This window comes from Brotaphodocola sp. (assembly GCF_050873065.1).
Taxonomy (GTDB): Bacteria; Bacillota; Clostridia; order Lachnospirales; family Lachnospiraceae; genus Brotaphodocola.
The window spans coordinates 1-17,137 of the sequence record NZ_JBNMIC010000016.1; the positions used below are offsets into that span (position 1 = coordinate 1).

Consider the following 17,137-nt stretch of genomic DNA (forward strand, 5'->3'; position numbering starts at 1 on the left):
CTCCTAAAAATATAAATTTCCTGTCATATAAAAAATGGGTCAGGGCAATTTCCTATCATACAAAAAAGCTGCCGCAGGGAATCTCCCAGCGACAGCCAAATCGGCTATTGAATATCGACAACAACCTTTTTTTCTTCTTTTGAAGCAGCCGCCTTGACAACGGAGCGGATTGCTTTTGCAATGCGTCCCTGCTTGCCAATCACCTTGCCCATATCGGACGGGGCAACCTTCAGTTCAATCACAGTCTCGCCGTCTTTTTCAGTCTCGGTGACAACCACCTCATTCGGATTGTCTACTAATGCTTTCGCAATCACCTCAACCAAATCTTTCATAGCTGTCTCCACTTAAATTACTGAATACCAGCAGTCTTCAGCAGCTTTGCTACACGGTCGGTCGGCTGAGCACCGGTTGCCAGCCACTTCTTGGTCTCTTCCTCGTTGAACTTGATTCCGCTCGGCTCAAGGTTCGGATCGTAGGTACCAACCTCAGCGATGAATCTTCCGTCTCTCGGGGATCTGGAATCTGCTACAACGATTCTATAAAAAGGATTCTTCTTTGCGCCCATTCTTCTTAATCTCATCTTAACTGCCATTTTAATTAGCCTCCTTGACTTTCTTTCAATCTCTTGATCTGTTTTCTTTTTTATCAACAAATACAGCTTCCTGTATTGTTATCACATTTACTGACCTTTCGCGCCCAGTCATTTATCCTGTGCTTAGAAAGGCATTTTAAATTTGCCCAGCATGTTTCCGAGACCTCCAAGGCCGCCGCGGTTCTTCTTTCCACCGCCCATCATGCCCGGAAGCTGTTTCATCATCTTCTTCATCTGGTCAAACTGCTTGACGATTCGATTAACCTCGCTGATGTCCACTCCGGCGCCGCGCGCAATGCGCTGCTTTCTCGAAGGATTCATCAGAGCGGGATTCGCCCGTTCCTCTTTTGTCATGGAAAGGATGATCGCCTCAATCCGGTCCATGGATTTCTCATCCACCTCCGGAAGACCGCCCTTGAGCTGTCCCATTCCCGGCATCATGCTCATAATGCTTCCGAGACCGCCCATCTTCTTGATCTGAGCCATCTGCTCGAGGAAATCGTTGTAGTCAAATTCTGCTTTCCGCAGTTTCTGACTCATCTCTCTCGCCTTCTCCTCATCGACCTGAAGTTCTGCCTTCTCGATCAGGGTCAGGATATCGCCCATTCCAAGGATTCGGGATGCCATTCGATCCGGATAAAACTGTTCCAGATCGGAGAGCTTCTCTCCCATACCAATATAGAGAATCGGTTTGCCTGTCACGGAACGGATCGAGAGAGCCGCACCGCCTCGGGTATCACCGTCAAGTTTCGTTAAAATCACGCCGTCGATTCCGACTTTCTCCTGGAAACTCGATGCCACATTGACCGCATCCTGTCCGGTCATCGCATCGACAACGAGGATCGTCTGATCGACATGAACCGTCTCCTTGATATTGACCAGCTCTTCCATCATGCCCTCATCGACATGAAGACGTCCGGCTGTATCGAGGATCACAACATTGTATCCATTCTTTGATGCATGCTCTACGGCAGCTTTGGCAATGTTGACCGGGTTCTGATTTTCACCCATGGAGAAAACCGGTACTCCCTGCTTCTCTCCATTGATCTGCAGCTGCTGAATGGCTGCCGGACGATAGACATCGCAGGCTACCAGAAGTGGTTTTCTGCCCTTTGCCTTCATCTTACCGGCAATTTTTGCCGTGGTCGTCGTCTTACCTGCACCCTGAAGACCTGCCATCATAATGACGGTGATCTCACTTGCCGGACGAAGCGCAATCTCCGTTGTCTCAGAACCCATCAGTCGGACGAGCTCTTCATTTACAATCTTGATTACCATCTGTCCCGGCTGAAGGGATCCAAGCACTTCCTCACCAACTGCCCGTTCCTGAACGGAGTTTATGAACTGCTTGACAACCTTGAAGCTGACATCCGCCTCAAGAAGTGCCATCTTGACTTCTTTCAGCGCGGTCTTTACATCCGCTTCACTCAGGCGGCCCTTGCCTCGCAGGTTTTTAAATACATTCTGCAATTTATCGGATAAGCTCTCAAAAGCCATCTAACATCCTCCTGCCCAGCTTTCGCTGTTTCTGCGTCAGTCTTGCCTTCGCATCACAGATCTATGATGTCGCTGGAAATCTGTTCTATTTTTTCAATCAATTTTCTGTCGTTTGTCTCTTGAAACTTCTGTGTCAGTTCCCGGATCTCTGTCACCAGCTGCTTCGTCTCCTGAAACTTCTCAATCAAATGAAGTTTCTCCTCGTATCCGGCAAGAATCCGGTCACAGCGCTTGATCAGATCATGCACGCCCTGTCGGCTGATTCCCTGCTCCTGCGCAATCTCACTCAGCGACATATCGTTGAAGACCACATCCTCGTAGACGTTGCGCTGATGTTCCGTGAGAAGTTCTCCGTAAAAATCATACAGAAGACTCTGTTTTACAATGCTTTCCATAACATCACCTTGGATATCATACATGAAAACATTTTCGGTGTCAAGTATTTTTTCTTTACACCTTTTATTTTTTTCCACTCATACAGAAAGGGAGGAGGGGGATTGTCTCCCCTCTGAGTTACACCCCTACCTTCGGGCAGATGTCATTTAAACAGCACCGGTCACAGTACGGCTTCGTGCGCGCTGTGCAGATCTCCCGTCCATGCCAGACAAGGCGGTGGCAGAAGTCGCTGCCCTCCTCAGGCGGAACAAGCTTCCAAAGAGCCATCTCGACTTTCTTCGGCTCCTTGATTCCATCCACAAGTCCCATCCGGTTCACAAGACGGATGCAGTGGGTATCCGTGACAATCGCCGGCTTGCCAAACACATCGCCCATCATCAGATTGGCACTCTTTCTTCCGACTCCCGGAAGCGAGAGCAGTGCGTCGAAATCATCCGGCACCTTTCCGCCAAATTTCTCACAGAGCATCTTCATACACGCGCTGATGTCCCTCGCCTTGCTGTGTCCAAGTCCACAGGGTTTTACAATCTCCTCGATCGCTTCCACCGGGGCCTCTGCGAGCGCCTGCGGACTCGGATATTTTTCAAAGAGAGCGGGCACGACCTGATTGACCCTCGCATCGGTGCACTGCGCCGCGAGACGCACACTGACAAGCAGCTTCCATGCCTCCTCATAATTGAGCGTACAGTCCGCATCCGGATACGCTTTCTTAAGTCTCTCGATAATCTCCAGAGTCCGTTCCTGTTTCGTCATTTTTCACTATTCCTCCCGCAAGCATCTATTCTTAACTGATCTCAAACTGTTTAATACTCTCCACAGTTGTTCTTAATATTAACTCAGAGCTGCTGTCCCTGATCTTCTTTTTCTCACTTTCTGCAAACCTCATTCCCTGCAAAGCGCATTTCCCATTTCGGGCGGGTCTTTAAGACCAGACTGCTCCCGACCAGTGCGACAAGAAAACCACCAAGCACATCCGTCGGATAATGCACGCCGAGATAGAGTCTCGAAAACGCCACAAGCACCGCCAGAATCAGCACCGGAATCCCCGCCTTTTTCGGAAGCAGATGAACACAGATCAGCGCACAGGCAAAGGCGGCGCAGGTGTGTCCCGATGGAAATGAGTAATCCCGCGGGCGCGCAATTAACGGCAGGATCTGATTGGAAAAATCATACGGTCTGACGCGCGCCACCAGATTTTTCAACGCGAGATTCGTCACAAGAAATCCAAAGAGCAGGGAGAGCGCCGACGCGATTCCCACCATTCTTGTTCTTTTATTGAGAATCAAAACCAGTGTGAACAGAATCCAGAACCAGCCGGCATTTCCAAGCATGGTGATTCCTCTCCAGAAACCATTCCACGACTCCGCTCTCAGATGATTCTGAATCCATAACAGAACCTGAAGATCCAGCTGTGTCACCATCTCCATCTTCGCTCACCTGCCCTTCTCAAATCCATTTTGAATCATTTTCTGTGATTCCTCTACGTATTTTTCTTTTTCTTCTATCATTTCCTGTGAACTTGTTCTGAGCATTCTCGGACTTTGTTCCACTCACTTCTCCGAAACAGCTTTGATCGCCCTACTTTAAGAGATCACACACAATCACAGAAAAGACCCGAATTGCATCGACAAGCACCTTCTCATCAAAGTCAAACGCCGTCGTGTGCTGTGCAGATGCCATATCCGTCACGGATCTCATGTAAGTGGCCTTTCCCCCATGTGCCTGAACGCAGTTCATCATCAGGGAGATATCCTCGCTTCCCCAGTTCTGTGCATTCTCACAGCTGCTGACCTTCAAATCCGGCAGCTGCTCACGCACAAGATTGCCAATGTAGGCAAGGAAGTCCTCATCACTCTGCTGGGACTCTCCGCCGCCCTGAAGCACCATCTCACAGCGGCATCCCGCCATATCCGCCGCTGCCTGACAGATCCGTTTCGCCTGCTCACTCATGTAGGCATTGATCTCCGTCGTCGCTCCCCGCACTTCCATCTCAAGCACAGCATGGTCCGGAATCACATTTCTCGCAGTACCTCCCTGAATCACGCCGACATTGACGCGCGTAATACCATCACTGTGGCGCGGAATCGCATAGAGATTGAGAACCGCGTTCGCCGCTGCAACGATCGCATTGCAGCCTTTTTCCGGGAATCCACCCGCATGCGCAGCCTTTCCGTAAAAGTGAACATCATACTTCCAGTTTGCGAGGGATCCCCAGGTTCCCGGCGTCACATCTCCGTCATCCGGCCCGCCGCTCGGCGCAACATGAGTTCCGATAAAGTAATCCACATCGTCGAGATGGCCGTGGGCAACAATCGCGCGCGCGCCCTTTCCACCCTCCTCGCCCGGCTGGAAAATCAGTTTGACTGTTCCGTGGAGCTGATCTCTCATCTTCATCAGGACTTCCGCAACTCCGAGACCGATCGTTGCATGGCCGTCATGGCCACAGGCATGCATCCACCCCGGATGTTCCGACGCGAATCCCTCCCGGTACGGGCGATGCTCCTCTGTCTCATCCTCCTTCATTCCAAGACAGTCGATGTCAAAACGAAGCGCCACAACCGGTCCCTCCCCGCAGTGCAGGATTCCGATGACTCCGGTATAACCTTCCTTCATCTCATCCGTCAGATACTCCTGCGGTGCGCCCCACGCGATCGCCTCTCTCGCATGTTCTTCAAGTTTCTCCGCCGCCGGAACTCCCATGCGGGCAGACTCCAGACAAACCGCTTTTCCCGTCAGAACCTCGTCATATCCAAGTTCTGTCAGTGTCTTTGCGATGATTGCCGAAGTTCTCATCTCATACCATGCCAGTTCCGGATGCCTGTGAAAATCTCGTCTTCTCGCCCGGCTCTTCTCATCAAGCGTCCGCGCATATTCGGTAATCTTCTCGTACATCGTCTTTTCTCCTCTCGTTCTCTCTGCTGTCGCTCTTTCCTGTCTCTTTGCTGCCTTTTTATCGCTCCGTCATCGTTCTTTTTTATCTGTTTGTCTCTTTTTTATCCGTTTTACTCTTTGCCTGACAAAAACGTCGTCTCTGGAACAAAATAATCTGGAAAATGTTCTCGAATCTCCTCGATATTCTCTGTATAGCGGTTTAAGTGGCGGCGCGCGATCTCTGCCGCTTTCTCCTCATCCCGGTTCTCAATCGCATGAAGCAGCTCCTCATGGTCCTGAATCACATTCTCGGTTGCGAGCCTGCACTGGTATTTGAGCGTCGAAGTCCGGTCAAAATGCGGTGCAAGCCCTTCCGCAAGCTCATACCAGTAGCTTCTGCCACAGAACTCATAGAGCATTCCATGAAATTCCTTGTCCAGAATCAGGCTTTCCTCGGTCTCGTCTGCCTCCACACACGCTTCCCAGCGCACAATATTTGCCCGGAGTCTCTCTAAATCTTCCTCGCTGACCATCTTGCACGCCATTCTCGCCAGCTCCGACTCCAGAACACTTCTCATATGGCGCACCTGATCGACGAGATCCATGTCTATATAGGAAACATAGGTGCCGATCTTCGGACGGATCTCCACAAGATGTCTCTGCGCCAGCTCCAAAAGCGCTTCGCGGAACGGTGTCCGGCTCACACCACACAGCTCACAAAAATTCCGCTCAAGAAGCTGATCCCCCGGCTTTAATCTGACATTGACAATATTATCAACGAGAATCCGCATAATATATTCCTTTGCCGATTCTTTCCGTTTCTTTTCCAGTACAAGAATCATCTGCCCGCTCTTCCCTTCCCGTAAAATCTCTGTCCCTTATTATAAAACATTTTTTATATTTCTACAAGCATCGCTCTTGATGGAACACCGTTCCTGACCTATAATGAATAAATAAGTTACTGTATCATAAACAGCTATTTGTTGCTCAAAATTCACTTTCAGGAGGCTTACTTTCATGAAACCAGCGCTTATCATCGGCTCCACCTGTGTGGATGTCATCATCAATGTCGATCATCTTCCAACCACGCAGGAAAATCTCCGCCCCACCTCTCAGAGCATGGCTCTCGGCGGATGTGCCTTCAACACGGCACAGATGTTTCGTCTTCTCCATGCTCCGCACACGTTTCTCACTCCGGTCGGCAGCGGAATGTTCGGCGACTATGTTGCCTCCAACATGAAACGGGCAGGCATCCCGATCTCCGTCTCCGTCCCCGATCAGGAAAATGGCTGCTGCTACTGCCTTGTCGAATCTTCCGGCGAACGGACCTTTCTCTCCTATCACGGTGTGGAATACACCTTCCAGAAAGAATGGATGGAACCCTATCCGGCAGACGGATACGATCTCGTCTACGTCTGCGGCCTTGAGATCGAGGAACCGACCGGTGAAAATCTGATCGAATATTTGGAGGAACATCCGTCTCTTACGGTCTGTTATGCCCCCGGACCGCGCGGAAAACGGATCTCGCCCGAGCGCACCGCGAGAATGATGGCGCTTCATCCGATGCTTCACATTAATGAGCAGGAGGCGATGGATTTAAGCGGAAGTGATCAGGTAGAAGAAGCTGCCCGCATCCTCCATGAAAAGACCCAAAACACCGTCATCATCACACTCGGCGCAGATGGTGCCTTCTGTATGGAAAAAGACGGAACCTCCTATCTCGTTCCGCCTGTCCCTGCCAAAAAAATTGTCGACACAATCGGCGCCGGCGACTCCCACATCGGAACGATCCTCGCCTGTCTGACGCTCGACATCCCGCTTCACGATGCGATCGCCTACGCCAATCAGGTTTCTTCCGCGATCGTCGGCGTCAAGGGCGGCACACTTCCGGCAGAACTTCTTCCGCCGCTTCCGAAAGCACTCGCATCTTCCACGAACTAGAAAACTCTCATAAAACAAGCAGAAATCAAACAAGGGCTGCTGCCTCATAGAAGAATTTCCAGATGGATTTTCTCTATGCAGGCAGCAGCCCTGTATGTTTTTACTTCGCGTCACTCAGTGCCTTATACGACACTCTGAAGTCCCAGTGTCTTCTCAATGATCAGCATAACGCCCAGTGTAATCACCATCATCAGAGTCGCAAGTGCCGCAATCGTCGGATCAAAATGATACTCCACATAAGACATCATCTCAATCGGCAGAACGGATACCCCTGCGCTTGTGAGGAAGGCAGAGAGCGATACATTGTTGAAGGAGTTGATCACTGCCATGATGCAGGCAGAGACAATTCCGGATTTGATGTTCGGAAGCAGGATGTGGAAAAACGTATATCCGCTTCCTGCTCCGAGAATCCTTGCTGCCTCCTCCATTGAGAAGTCAAAGTTTGCAAGACTCGACGTAATCACGCGCATGACATATGGAATCGAAAGGATTGTGTGACCGATTAAAAGGCTCGGCAGAGCCGGAAGGTGAAACCGGTTCACAACGTAGCGCAGCATCACGAATCCAAGTACAATCACCGGGATCAGCACCGGTGAGAGGAACATTCCCTTGATGACTTCCTTTCCTCTGAACCGGTAACGGTTTAATGCATAAGCTGCCGGAAGACCCAACATCAGGGCGATAAACGTGGCTGCAAATGCAATGATTGTACTATATTTTGCCGCACTGCCGAATGATTTCACTTTCAGAATCTGGCGATACCACTCCAGCGTGAATCCCTCACCCGGGAATTTCAGATAGTTCGTCTCGCTGAAAGATGCTGCCATAATAACAAGCAGGGGGCCGATCAGAAAGATGTACACCAGTACAGTGACGGCTAACAGAGATTTACTCTTTTTCATGATGTCTTTGCTCCTCTTTTTTCTGCGTTCCAGTCGATGCACTCCGAAAGATACGCTTAATACGCTTACTGTACAGAGAACAGCTCATTCCAGCGGTTGGTCCAGTCAGCCTTGTTCTCGTTGATGACTGCCCAATCCGGGATCTGCAGCTTGCTGATCATCTCTTCGCCGTAAGTAAAGTTTGCTGCCTGCTCCTCAGTCAGCTCTACATCCTTGCGAACCGGAGCGTCCACACCGTCAAGTGCCTCTGCCTCCTGAACTTCTTTGGAGATGTAGAAGTTTACAAATGCCTCTGCCAGCTCTTTGTTCTTTGTTCCCTTAATGATGTTGATTGTGTTGAAACCGCTGTAACTTCCCTCAGTCGGATCTACCCATACATAGTCGTCAGAAGCAGACTTTGCGGAAGTGTAGGAATAGTCAAGCAGAACAGCAACGGAAATCTCACCCTGATTCAGCATCGTGATCGTGTCGTTTGCGCTGGTGTAAGTCTTCATAACGTTCGGCTTTAACTCTTCCATCTTTGCGAAGATTGCATCATCATCCTTGCCCGGAGTCAGGTTCTCCATCTTTGCAACGGAGTAGTAGAACAGCGGACCGGTTGTGGTTGTGATATCCGGAATTGCGATGGAACCCTCAAGCTCCGGATTCCACAGATCTTCCCAGGACTTGATCTCGATCGGGCAGGTGGACTTATCATACACGATTCCCAGACGGTTGAAGGTGTAAGCCGGACCATACTCCTCGCCGAACGGTGCCTTTGCTACGTCATACAGGCCATCTAAGTTGGTCAGCTTTGTGGAATCAATGGTATCGATCAGACCCTGGTCAATCAGATCTGCAACAAAAGAATCACCGATTACTACAACATCGTAGTTGTCCGGAGTCTCTTTGATCTTGGTCACACGCTCTGCGTTCTTTCCACCCTCTACAATCAGCTTGCAGCCGGTTGCTTTCTCAAACGGATCATAAACGTTCTTCTGCAGCAGCTCTGCGTTAAAAGAGAAGGTAGAGATGCGAAGCTCCTGACCCTCAAAATTTCCCAGATCTGCGGTGTCAGCGGACTCGCTGCCTGCCTCGGATGCCTCACTCTGTGCAGCTTCCGTTGTCTTCTCTGCCTCAGATGCAGCTGCGGTTGTCTCCTCCTTTGTGGAACCGCCGCATGCGGTCAGGGATGCGGTCACCAGTGCTGCCATTGCAACGCTCATGATTTTCTTTTTCATAGTACTTTTCCTCTCCTTTGTGAAAACAAAATTTTAAAGCAAAATGATTTTATTTGGTGTCAGAGACAGTGCCACTTTGTCTCCCGCCTTGTAAACACTCTCCTGGTCCGTGCTGACTTCGAACTCACCGATTGCGGTGCGCACGTTGTACTGATTGCGCTTTCCAAGGAATGTACTTACCAGAATTTCTCCAACAATCTGATTCGGTGCCTGGGAGCCCGCAGGAACAATCTGAATGTCCTCCGGACGAATACAGCCGCGCAGCTTCTCTCCGTCTTTCTGATCCATCACCTGAATTTTCGTTCCGTCATCTGCAAGGTAAATGCCTGCGGTCTCGGTCTTCTTCAAATCCAGGAAATTCTCAAATCCGACGAAATGAGCGATAAACTCTGTCTTCGGATGATTGTAGATCGCAGACGGGGTATCCATCTGCTCAATCACGCCGTGATTCATGATTGCAACTTTATCGGAAATCGCAAAGCACTCCTCCTGATCGTGGGTGACGTAAATTGCGGTAAATCCAAACTTCTGCTGAAGACGGCGAATCTCCACACGCATCTTCACACGCAGTTTTGCATCCAGATTCGAGAGCGGCTCATCGAGAAGCAGAAGATCCGGCTTAATCACAAGCGCACGCGCAAGAGCAACTCGCTGACGCTGTCCGCCTGACATCTCTTTCGGGAAACGCTTCTCAAATCCTTTCAGATCCACCGTCTCAAGCATCTCAAGAACTTCCTTCTTGATCTGATCCTCCGGAGTTTTTCTCATCCGGAGTCCGAATGCCACATTGTCAAAAACTGTCATGTGCGGAAACAGCGCATAACTCTGGAACACAAATCCGAAATTTCTCTTATTCAGCGGAACATTCGTGTAGTCTTTTCCGTCGAAAATAAACTGTCCGTCGATCGGGTTTGAAAATCCGGCAATCAGGCGAAGCGTCGTCGTCTTGCCGCATCCGCTCGATCCGAGCAGGGAGACGAGCTCTCCTTTCTCCACCTGAAAGTTCAAATCCTTCAGAATGATGTTTTTGTCATATCCAGCTGTAATATTCTGTAATTCCAGAAGTGCCATAATCTTCTCCTTTTATCAAATCGTCGGGTTTAATTTGCGGCTGATCGCGCTGATTCCGCTCGATACAAGAATCGTCACTACAATCATCACTACCGCAACCACGGAAGCCTGTGTCCAGTCGCCCAGTGACATCGCCTGCTGATAAATCATCGTCGCAAGCACACGGGTGTCTGTACCTCCTAAGAGCTGAGGGGTCGTGTACGCGGTCAGACATCCGGTGAACACAAGAACGCTTCCCGTCACAAGTCCCGGAATGCTTAACGGCAGAACAACGTGGCGGAACGTCGCCATTTTAGAAGCGCCAAGGCTCCCCGCTGCCAGATTCAGATCCTCCGAGATGTTGTCCATCACGCCGATCAGGGAGAGAATCATCAGCGGAAGAAAGAGCTGAATGAAGCCGACGATCATCGAAAACTCATTGTAGAGCAGGCTGACCGGCTTATGTACCAGTCCCGTCGAGACGAGCATCTGATTCACAATTCCCTTCTTTCCAAGAATAACCATCCAGCTGAAAGAACGGATAACCGGGCTCGTGAACATCGGGAAAACGGCGAGTGCCATCAGCACCCCTTTGTTCTTCGAGTACTTGGAAATATAGTAGGCGGTCGGAAATCCCAGTGCCGCACAGACTACTGTGCTGATCAGGCTCAGGCGGATGCTTCGCCAAAATACCTGCTGAAAATACGTACTTTGAAGCAGGGTAAAATAATTCACCAGGGAGAATGCTCCGTTCTCATCAAAAAACGTCTTGAAAATGAGGGAGAACAGCGGAATCAGCATAAATACCGCAAGGAACAGACAGCCCGGCAGAATGAACAACAGATAAATCTTTGTCTTCTTCTCTAACAATGGTCTTCCCAACCTTTCTGCATGTAAATCATGATGTCAGGGCAAACGAAATATATTTGAATGACAAGATGCCAATCAAAAAGGGACTCTTCATTTATAAGCAAATTTGCTTTTATTAAACAGTCCCACTTATATTTAGTTCAACTCTTATCACGTTTTCTAATGAATATACCATATCATCATGTGATTCAAAAGTCAACTGTAACTTTTACAGAATATCCGCATACTTTTCAGCCTGACGGACAAATGCCGGCATCTGCCTCATCAGCTCGTCTCTCTCTTTCTCAAGCTGCACTTCCACCAGTCTGTGATCATCGACAAGGAGTCTTCCGTCCACCCAGACCTTGTCCACATTGGAAGCATTTGCAGCGTAGACAAGCGCCGCATACGGATTGTATACCGGGAACATGTTGACCGATTTTGTCTCGACAAGAACAAGGTCTGCGCGCTTTCCGACCTCGATCGTTCCAATCTCAGCCTCTGCTCCGAGCGCAGCCGCACCCTGACGCGTTCCCATTGCGACGATACTCTGCGTCGGCATCGCACTGCGATCGTGGTAGCGCGTCTTCTGAAGCCCTGCGATCAGTTTAAACTGGGTAAAGAGATCGAGCGTATTTCCGGAGGACGGTCCATCGGTACCGACTCCCACGACACCCCCCGCCTCTAACATCTCCTTGACCGGTGCAATTCCCTTTCCCGCCTTGATGTTTGCTCCGGCACAGTGGGCAACCTTTGTCCCGGTCTCTGCAAATAAGTGCACATCATTCTCCGTCGCATGGATACAGTGAACGGCAAGCGTGTCTGGTCCGAGCACCCCGAGATCATACAGAAACTCGATCGGAGTCTTTCCATATTTATCGCGGAACATCGTCATCTCATAGTCCATCTCACTGACGTGAAGGGTATAGAGCGTCCCGTAGCGTCTTGCAAGGTCATAGGCTTCTCTTAAAAGCTCCGGCGGATTCGTGTTTGTCGCATGTGGTGCAACCATGGGGCGCACCCGGCTGTGGCCGGACCACGCTTTCAAGAACTTTTCGCAGCGCAAAAGTTCCTCTCTTCCATTTTTCGCATCACAGGTCGGCTGGTCGATGACCGTCTGTCCGACCCAGGCGCGGATCCCCATCTCCTCACAGGCTCTGGCAACTTCCTCTTCAAAATAGTACATATCCGTGATCGTCGTCACACCCGCAAGAAGAAGCTCGCAGATTCCATAGCGCGCTCCCCGATACACAAGTTCCGGCGTCATCGCTTCAAGTTCAAGAGGAAAGAGAAACTTTCTCAAACGGTCCGGGCAGTCATCTCCCATCGAGCGAAACGGAATCATCGAGATGTGACTGTGCGTGTTAATCATGCCCGGCATCAGGATTCCGCCCCCGGCATCCACAGTCTGATCTACCTCAGTCGGTCCCTCTCCGTCCCCGATCTCAGCAATCTTTCCATCTTCCATCACAACATACCCATCCCGGTACGTCTGAAATTCCTGATTCATTGTCAAAACCCATGCATGATTGATTTTTGTCTTCATCTTTTCCTCCTTCTCTATGAAAGTAAACTCAATTTTATTCAAATCGACACTCATCAAAATCTGGCACACAATTTCGGTCTATCCGGCGCCATAAGGCAGTAAGTCCATGCAAACCCCTGCGAACCGTCGGTGCTCAGACCGTGTCCTTTACGGTCTTATGCACCGCTACGTCCGCTCTGCGTATCGAGGAAGCGCCAGTGACGCTTCCGCTGATTTGCACGGAGCGAGAGCGCGTTTGCATGACTTACTCTGCCGTTGGCGCCCACAAAATATCCTAAAATATCCAAAAATACCTGAAACTGCCCAAGCAACCACTCATTTAACAAAATTTTAGTGAGACTTTCGATTGATATACTCATTGCGAATCTTGGAATAAATAAACTTCTGACTGCTGTACAGCCCATAATATCCCGAGAGTGTGAAGCTGACTGCAACTGCAATCGCAAAGTACGGCATTGCTTCAAATCCGAACAGTTCAAATGCCATGAGAATCGTGGAAACCGGACAGTTCGTCACGCTCACGAACAGACAAGCCATTCCCATCGCAGTTCCAAGCGAGGACGGGAGCGGAAGCACACTCGTCAACAGGTAACCGACGCTTGCTCCGACCGTCAGAGTCGGAACAATCTCTCCTCCCTTAAATCCGGCGCTCAGAGCTACGGAAGTGAATACAATCTTCATCAGAAAAGCATAGACCGGAACACTCTCCCCCTCAAAACACCGCTCAATCAGCTGCATCCCTCCGCCATTGTAATAGCGTTCCTTGAAGATCAGCGTCAGCACAATGAAAACCGCACTTCCCGCAATCACGCGAAGGTAGGGATTCGGCACAAGCTTCTGGGCAAATTTTCCACTATTATGAAGAGAGACACACAGAAGAATTCCCGCGCAGGCACAGACCATCGCTAAAATCACAGCAAAGACTGCGCCGGCAATGCTCATAGGCGGAACCTCGCTGACCGGAAATGCCTCCGGCGCAAGACCGAGTTTTCCTGCAATCCCTGCCCCGATAAACGAAGCAAACAGACACGGCACGAGAGCTGCATAGTACATAACGCCGATGCTCACGACCTCCATCGCAAAAACACCCGCTGCAAGCGGCGTCCCAAACACGGCAGCAAAGCAGGCACTCATTCCGCACATCACCGCGATCTTCTTGTCCTTTTCATCGAGGTGCAGAACACTTCCGAACAGATCTCCGAGCGCACCGCCAAGCTGCAGGGCCGCTCCCTCTCTTCCGACGGATGCGCTGACACAGTGGCTCAAAATGGTTGAGCAGAAGATCAGCGGCGCCGTTGCAAGTGTGATCTTTTCATTAGAAGAGATCGAGTCAATCACCATGTTTGTGCCGCGATTTTTCTCTTCCTTTGTGACGCGATACAGCCAGACAATGAAGAGACCAACAACCGGCATCAGAAACAGACTCCAGTGGTGGCTCTGCCAGAAACCTGTGGCAAATGCGACGCCCTTGCCAAAAGCAGTTCCCACCAGACCGACGAGGCATCCCGTCACAACCGAGATCAGCGTCCATTTGATAAAATAATGAATGTTTGCCCCAAGCGGGGTTTTCTCCTTGTATCCTTCCATCTTTCCCCTTTTCCCTTTCCCTCTTTTGTCTCTCAAACCATACCTGAATTTTCAAAGCTCCAAGCAGAAAAAGCCAAACATATCCGGGTCTTTCTCGACAAACAGCCGGATATCCCTCAGAGACACCCGGCTGCCATATTTGCTATTCTGCTGTTTCTTTTTACTCGTTGTAGCAGCTTCCCTTTGACTTCACAAGCTTCGGGCGATATCCCGCATCGCTGAGCGCCTGAACGATCTTATTCTTGTGATCGGTTCCCTCTGCCTCAAGCGTGATGCGAAGCTCAACGGCTGCATTTCGGTTGATGCTGACAAACTGGTTGTGCTCGAGCTTGATGACATTTCCGCGCTCACCTGCAAGCAGGGCAGCAACCTTCGCAAGCTCACCCGGCTTATCCGGAAGCAGAACAGAAACGGTGAAGATTCTGTCTCTCTGGATCAGACCGTGCTGAACAACAGAAGACATGGTGATTACATCCATGTTTCCGCCGCTAAGGATGGAGACAATCTTTTTCTTCTTCACATTCAGATGCTTGAGGGCTGCCACAGTCAGAAGACCGGAGTTCTCAACGATCATCTTGTGATTCTCCACAACATCGAGGAAGGCTACGATCAGCTCAGAATCCTCCACAGTGATGATGTCATCCACATATTTCTGAATATACGGGAAGAGCTTCTCGCCCGGACGCTTTACTGCGGTACCATCAGCGATCGTGTTGACACTCGGAAGCGTCAGCACATGACCTGCCTTCAGGGAGGCCTGCATGCAGTTTGCGCCTGCCGGCTCTACACCGATTACCTTGATATTCGGGTTAAGCAGCTTTGCCAGTGTGGAAACGCCGGTGCACAGACCGCCTCCACCGATCGGAACCAGAATGTAATCTACGGTCGGCAGCTCCTTGATGATCTCCATGGCGATGGAACCCTGTCCGGTTGCAACGTCGAGATCGTTAAACGGATGAACAAAGGTGTATCCATGCTCATCTGCCAGCTTGTATGCGTACTCGCAGGCCTCATCAAACACATCTCCGTAGAGCACAACCTCTGCCCCATAGCTTCTCGTGCGGTTCACCTTCATCAGAGGGGTCGTCGTCGGCATAACGATGGTTGCCGGGATTCCCGCGAGCTTTGCCGCGTAAGCAACACCCTGTGCATGGTTTCCCGCAGAAGCGGTGATCAGTCCTTTCTTCTTCTCCTCGTCGGAAAGCGTGCTGATCTTATAGTAAGCTCCGCGCACCTTGTAAGCTCCGGTATACTGCATGTTCTCCGGCTTTAAATATACCTTGTTTCCGGTAATGGAAGAAAAATACTCACTGTAAATCAGCTTTGTCTCGGAAGTCACTTCCTTGACAATCTCGGAAGCCTCCTCAAATTTTTCAAGTGTCAGCTCCTGCTCGCTGCTCTCTTCTACCTTGCTCTTCTCGTTCTTTTCCTGATCCATGTCTTTTCCCTCTTTTCCCGCTGTTGCCATCGGCTCTGGATTTGTCCGTCAAATTTATCTGTCAAATTTATTCGTCAGACTTGTCCTCTGAGCGATTTTTACAGCTGTTCTTCATTCTGTCTCTGCGGCGGACCGATTCTGCACACCTGGCAAACCGGTTCCACCGTTTTTCCTTTGTCTGCTGTCTTCTTTCTAGTCTGTCTGCTCTGTCTTTGAGGTCTCAAAAAGGGCCTTTACAAAGTCTTCGGAATCGAATTTCTGAAGATCTTCAATCTTCTCTCCAACTCCCACATATTTCACCGGAATTCCCAGCTCTGACTGAATTGCCACGGCAATTCCACCCTTTGCGGTTCCATCCAGTTTTGTCAGGATGATGCCGGTGATGTCCGCCACCTCCATAAACTGTTTTGCCTGTGCCATCGCATTCTGTCCGGTTGTGCCGTCCAGAACTACGAGAGTCTCGCGATAAGCATCCGGATATTCCTTATCGATGATCCGGTTGATCTTGCGCAGCTCCTCCATCAGGTTTTTCTTGTTGTGGAGACGGCCTGCCGTATCACAGATCAGAACATCCGCATGGCGGGACTTTGCCGCTGCAACCGCATCGTAGATGACCGCTGCCGGATCGGATCCCTCCTGCTGGGCAATGATCTCAACTCCGGCACGGTTTGCCCACTCCGTCAGCTGCTCAATCGCTGCCGCACGGAAGGTATCTGCCGCTGCCAGAATCACTTTCTTTCCCTCATCTTTGAGCTGACCCGCAAGTTTGCCGACGGAGGTCGTCTTTCCCACACCGTTGACACCGATGACGAGGACAACCGATTTGCGGTTTTCAAACTCATAGGCGTTCTCTCCGAGATTCATCTGCTCCCGGATCGAATCGATCAGAAGTTTTCGGCACTCAGACGGCTCCTTGATGTGCTGGGCCTTGACCTTTGCGCGCAGATCTTCCATGATCGTCGTCGTTGTCTTGATTCCAAGGTCGCCCATGATCAGAGTCTCCTCGAGCTCCTCGTAGAAATCCTCATCAATCGAGGAAAATCCGCTGAAGATCGAATCCATTCCGCTCACGATGTTCTCTCTCGTCTTGTTCAGCCCCTCCACGAGACGGCTGAAAAATCCCTTTTTCTTCTTTTCTTCCACTCGTCCACCTCCATAAGTCGATTTTAATACATTCTGTCACAGAAATCTATGTTTTTCTTTTCAAACATTGTTGCAGTTGTTACTGTTACCGTTTAACGACCTTTT

General features: G+C 50.2%; 17 protein-coding genes. 1 reads left to right on the plus strand and 16 read right to left on the minus strand.

Annotated elements, in window-relative coordinates; translation table 11 throughout:
- Window positions 1–104 precede the first annotated feature (104 nt).
- The 8 genes from ACR0QE_RS06075 to ACR0QE_RS06110 all read right to left on the minus strand — a co-directional run bounded on the left by ACR0QE_RS06075 (window position 105) and on the right by ACR0QE_RS06110 (window position 6,198).
- A complete protein-coding gene (locus tag ACR0QE_RS06075; RefSeq protein ID WP_177978586.1) occupies window positions 105–332 on the minus strand; it encodes a KH domain-containing protein in 228 nt (75 codons plus the stop codon).
- A gap of 17 nt (window positions 333–349) precedes the next feature.
- Complete coding sequence (gene rpsP, locus ACR0QE_RS06080) at window positions 350–592, minus strand: 30S ribosomal protein S16 (RefSeq protein WP_432627472.1); 243 nt, start codon at window positions 590–592, stop codon at window positions 350–352.
- 123 nt (window positions 593–715) lie between these two features.
- The gene (gene ffh / locus ACR0QE_RS06085) at window positions 716–2,089 is read right to left on the minus strand and encodes a signal recognition particle protein (protein WP_432627473.1); all 1,374 of its coding nucleotides are present in this window, start codon (window positions 2,087–2,089) and stop codon (window positions 716–718) included.
- A gap of 53 nt (window positions 2,090–2,142) precedes the next feature.
- Complete coding sequence (gene ylxM / locus ACR0QE_RS06090; RefSeq protein WP_432627474.1) at window positions 2,143–2,484, minus strand: YlxM family DNA-binding protein; 342 nt, start codon at window positions 2,482–2,484, stop codon at window positions 2,143–2,145.
- 118 nt (window positions 2,485–2,602) lie between these two features.
- The gene (gene nth, locus ACR0QE_RS06095) at window positions 2,603–3,238 is read right to left on the minus strand and encodes an endonuclease III (protein ID WP_432627475.1); all 636 of its coding nucleotides are present in this window, start codon (window positions 3,236–3,238) and stop codon (window positions 2,603–2,605) included.
- Between the two features lie 113 nt (window positions 3,239–3,351).
- Window positions 3,352–3,912 (minus strand): phosphatase PAP2 family protein, encoded by a 561-nt coding sequence (locus ACR0QE_RS06100; protein WP_432627476.1) that lies wholly within the window; start codon window positions 3,910–3,912, stop codon window positions 3,352–3,354.
- Window positions 3,913–4,063: 151 nt separating this feature from the next.
- A complete protein-coding gene (locus ACR0QE_RS06105) occupies window positions 4,064–5,377 on the minus strand; it encodes an amidohydrolase (RefSeq protein ID WP_432627477.1) in 1,314 nt (437 codons plus the stop codon).
- Window positions 5,378–5,487: 110 nt separating this feature from the next.
- Window positions 5,488–6,198 carry a GntR family transcriptional regulator gene (locus ACR0QE_RS06110; protein ID WP_432627478.1) on the minus strand — a complete coding sequence of 237 codons (711 nt, stop codon included), beginning with the start codon at window positions 6,196–6,198 and terminating at the stop codon, window positions 5,488–5,490.
- 175 nt (window positions 6,199–6,373) lie between these two features.
- Between ACR0QE_RS06110 and ACR0QE_RS06115 the strand changes: the two genes are divergently transcribed.
- Window positions 6,374–7,297: a carbohydrate kinase family protein gene (locus ACR0QE_RS06115; RefSeq protein ID WP_432627479.1), complete on the plus strand. Its 924-nt coding sequence runs from the start codon at window positions 6,374–6,376 to the stop codon at window positions 7,295–7,297.
- 122 nt (window positions 7,298–7,419) lie between these two features.
- Here the strand turns inward: ACR0QE_RS06115 and ACR0QE_RS06120 are convergent, their stop codons facing one another.
- From ACR0QE_RS06120 to ftsY, 8 genes are all read right to left on the minus strand, one after another.
- Complete coding sequence (locus ACR0QE_RS06120) at window positions 7,420–8,199, minus strand: ABC transporter permease (protein ID WP_432627480.1); 780 nt, start codon at window positions 8,197–8,199, stop codon at window positions 7,420–7,422.
- 65 nt (window positions 8,200–8,264) lie between these two features.
- Window positions 8,265–9,419 (minus strand): ABC transporter substrate-binding protein, encoded by a 1,155-nt coding sequence (locus tag ACR0QE_RS06125; RefSeq protein ID WP_432627481.1) that lies wholly within the window; start codon window positions 9,417–9,419, stop codon window positions 8,265–8,267.
- Between the two features lie 33 nt (window positions 9,420–9,452).
- Window positions 9,453–10,490 (minus strand): ABC transporter ATP-binding protein, encoded by a 1,038-nt coding sequence (locus tag ACR0QE_RS06130; RefSeq protein WP_432627482.1) that lies wholly within the window; start codon window positions 10,488–10,490, stop codon window positions 9,453–9,455.
- 15 nt (window positions 10,491–10,505) lie between these two features.
- Window positions 10,506–11,339 carry an ABC transporter permease gene (locus ACR0QE_RS06135; RefSeq protein ID WP_432627483.1) on the minus strand — a complete coding sequence of 278 codons (834 nt, stop codon included), beginning with the start codon at window positions 11,337–11,339 and terminating at the stop codon, window positions 10,506–10,508.
- A 208-nt stretch (window positions 11,340–11,547) separates the two neighbouring features.
- Entirely contained in the window at window positions 11,548–12,864 is a 1,317-nt protein-coding gene (locus tag ACR0QE_RS06140; RefSeq protein WP_432627484.1) for an amidohydrolase, read from the minus strand.
- A gap of 330 nt (window positions 12,865–13,194) precedes the next feature.
- Complete coding sequence (locus tag ACR0QE_RS06145; protein ID WP_432627485.1) at window positions 13,195–14,451, minus strand: chloride channel protein; 1,257 nt, start codon at window positions 14,449–14,451, stop codon at window positions 13,195–13,197.
- A 160-nt stretch (window positions 14,452–14,611) separates the two neighbouring features.
- Window positions 14,612–15,889, minus strand: a complete 1,278-nt coding sequence (ilvA, locus tag ACR0QE_RS06150) for a threonine ammonia-lyase (protein ID WP_432627486.1) — start codon at window positions 15,887–15,889, stop codon at window positions 14,612–14,614.
- A gap of 192 nt (window positions 15,890–16,081) precedes the next feature.
- Window positions 16,082–17,032 (minus strand): signal recognition particle-docking protein FtsY, encoded by a 951-nt coding sequence (gene ftsY, locus ACR0QE_RS06155; protein ID WP_432627487.1) that lies wholly within the window; start codon window positions 17,030–17,032, stop codon window positions 16,082–16,084.
- Window positions 17,033–17,137: the final 105 nt, after the last annotated feature.

What these genes read in the sequence shown, in the direction of transcription:
- ACR0QE_RS06075 (WP_177978586.1), bottom strand. Translation starts at nt 332, where the DNA reads ATGAAAGATTTGGTTGAGGTGATTGCGAAAGCATTAGTAGACAATCCG.
- rpsP (WP_432627472.1), bottom strand. Translation starts at nt 592, where the DNA reads ATGGCAGTTAAGATGAGATTAAGAAGAATGGGCGCAAAGAAGAATCCT.
- ffh (WP_432627473.1), bottom strand. Translation starts at nt 2,089, where the DNA reads ATGGCTTTTGAGAGCTTATCCGATAAATTGCAGAATGTATTTAAAAAC.
- ylxM (WP_432627474.1), bottom strand. Translation starts at nt 2,484, where the DNA reads ATGGAAAGCATTGTAAAACAGAGTCTTCTGTATGATTTTTACGGAGAA.
- nth (WP_432627475.1), bottom strand. Translation starts at nt 3,238, where the DNA reads ATGACGAAACAGGAACGGACTCTGGAGATTATCGAGAGACTTAAGAAA.
- ACR0QE_RS06100 (WP_432627476.1), bottom strand. Translation starts at nt 3,912, where the DNA reads ATGGAGATGGTGACACAGCTGGATCTTCAGGTTCTGTTATGGATTCAG.
- ACR0QE_RS06105 (WP_432627477.1), bottom strand. Translation starts at nt 5,377, where the DNA reads ATGTACGAGAAGATTACCGAATATGCGCGGACGCTTGATGAGAAGAGC.
- ACR0QE_RS06110 (WP_432627478.1), bottom strand. Translation starts at nt 6,198, where the DNA reads ATGATTCTTGTACTGGAAAAGAAACGGAAAGAATCGGCAAAGGAATAT.
- ACR0QE_RS06115 (WP_432627479.1), top strand. Translation starts at nt 6,374, where the DNA reads ATGAAACCAGCGCTTATCATCGGCTCCACCTGTGTGGATGTCATCATC.
- ACR0QE_RS06120 (WP_432627480.1), bottom strand. Translation starts at nt 8,199, where the DNA reads ATGAAAAAGAGTAAATCTCTGTTAGCCGTCACTGTACTGGTGTACATC.
- ACR0QE_RS06125 (WP_432627481.1), bottom strand. Translation starts at nt 9,419, where the DNA reads ATGAAAAAGAAAATCATGAGCGTTGCAATGGCAGCACTGGTGACCGCA.
- ACR0QE_RS06130 (WP_432627482.1), bottom strand. Translation starts at nt 10,490, where the DNA reads ATGGCACTTCTGGAATTACAGAATATTACAGCTGGATATGACAAAAAC.
- ACR0QE_RS06140 (WP_432627484.1), bottom strand. Translation starts at nt 12,864, where the DNA reads ATGAAGACAAAAATCAATCATGCATGGGTTTTGACAATGAATCAGGAA.
- ACR0QE_RS06145 (WP_432627485.1), bottom strand. Translation starts at nt 14,451, where the DNA reads ATGGAAGGATACAAGGAGAAAACCCCGCTTGGGGCAAACATTCATTAT.
- ilvA (WP_432627486.1), bottom strand. Translation starts at nt 15,889, where the DNA reads ATGGATCAGGAAAAGAACGAGAAGAGCAAGGTAGAAGAGAGCAGCGAG.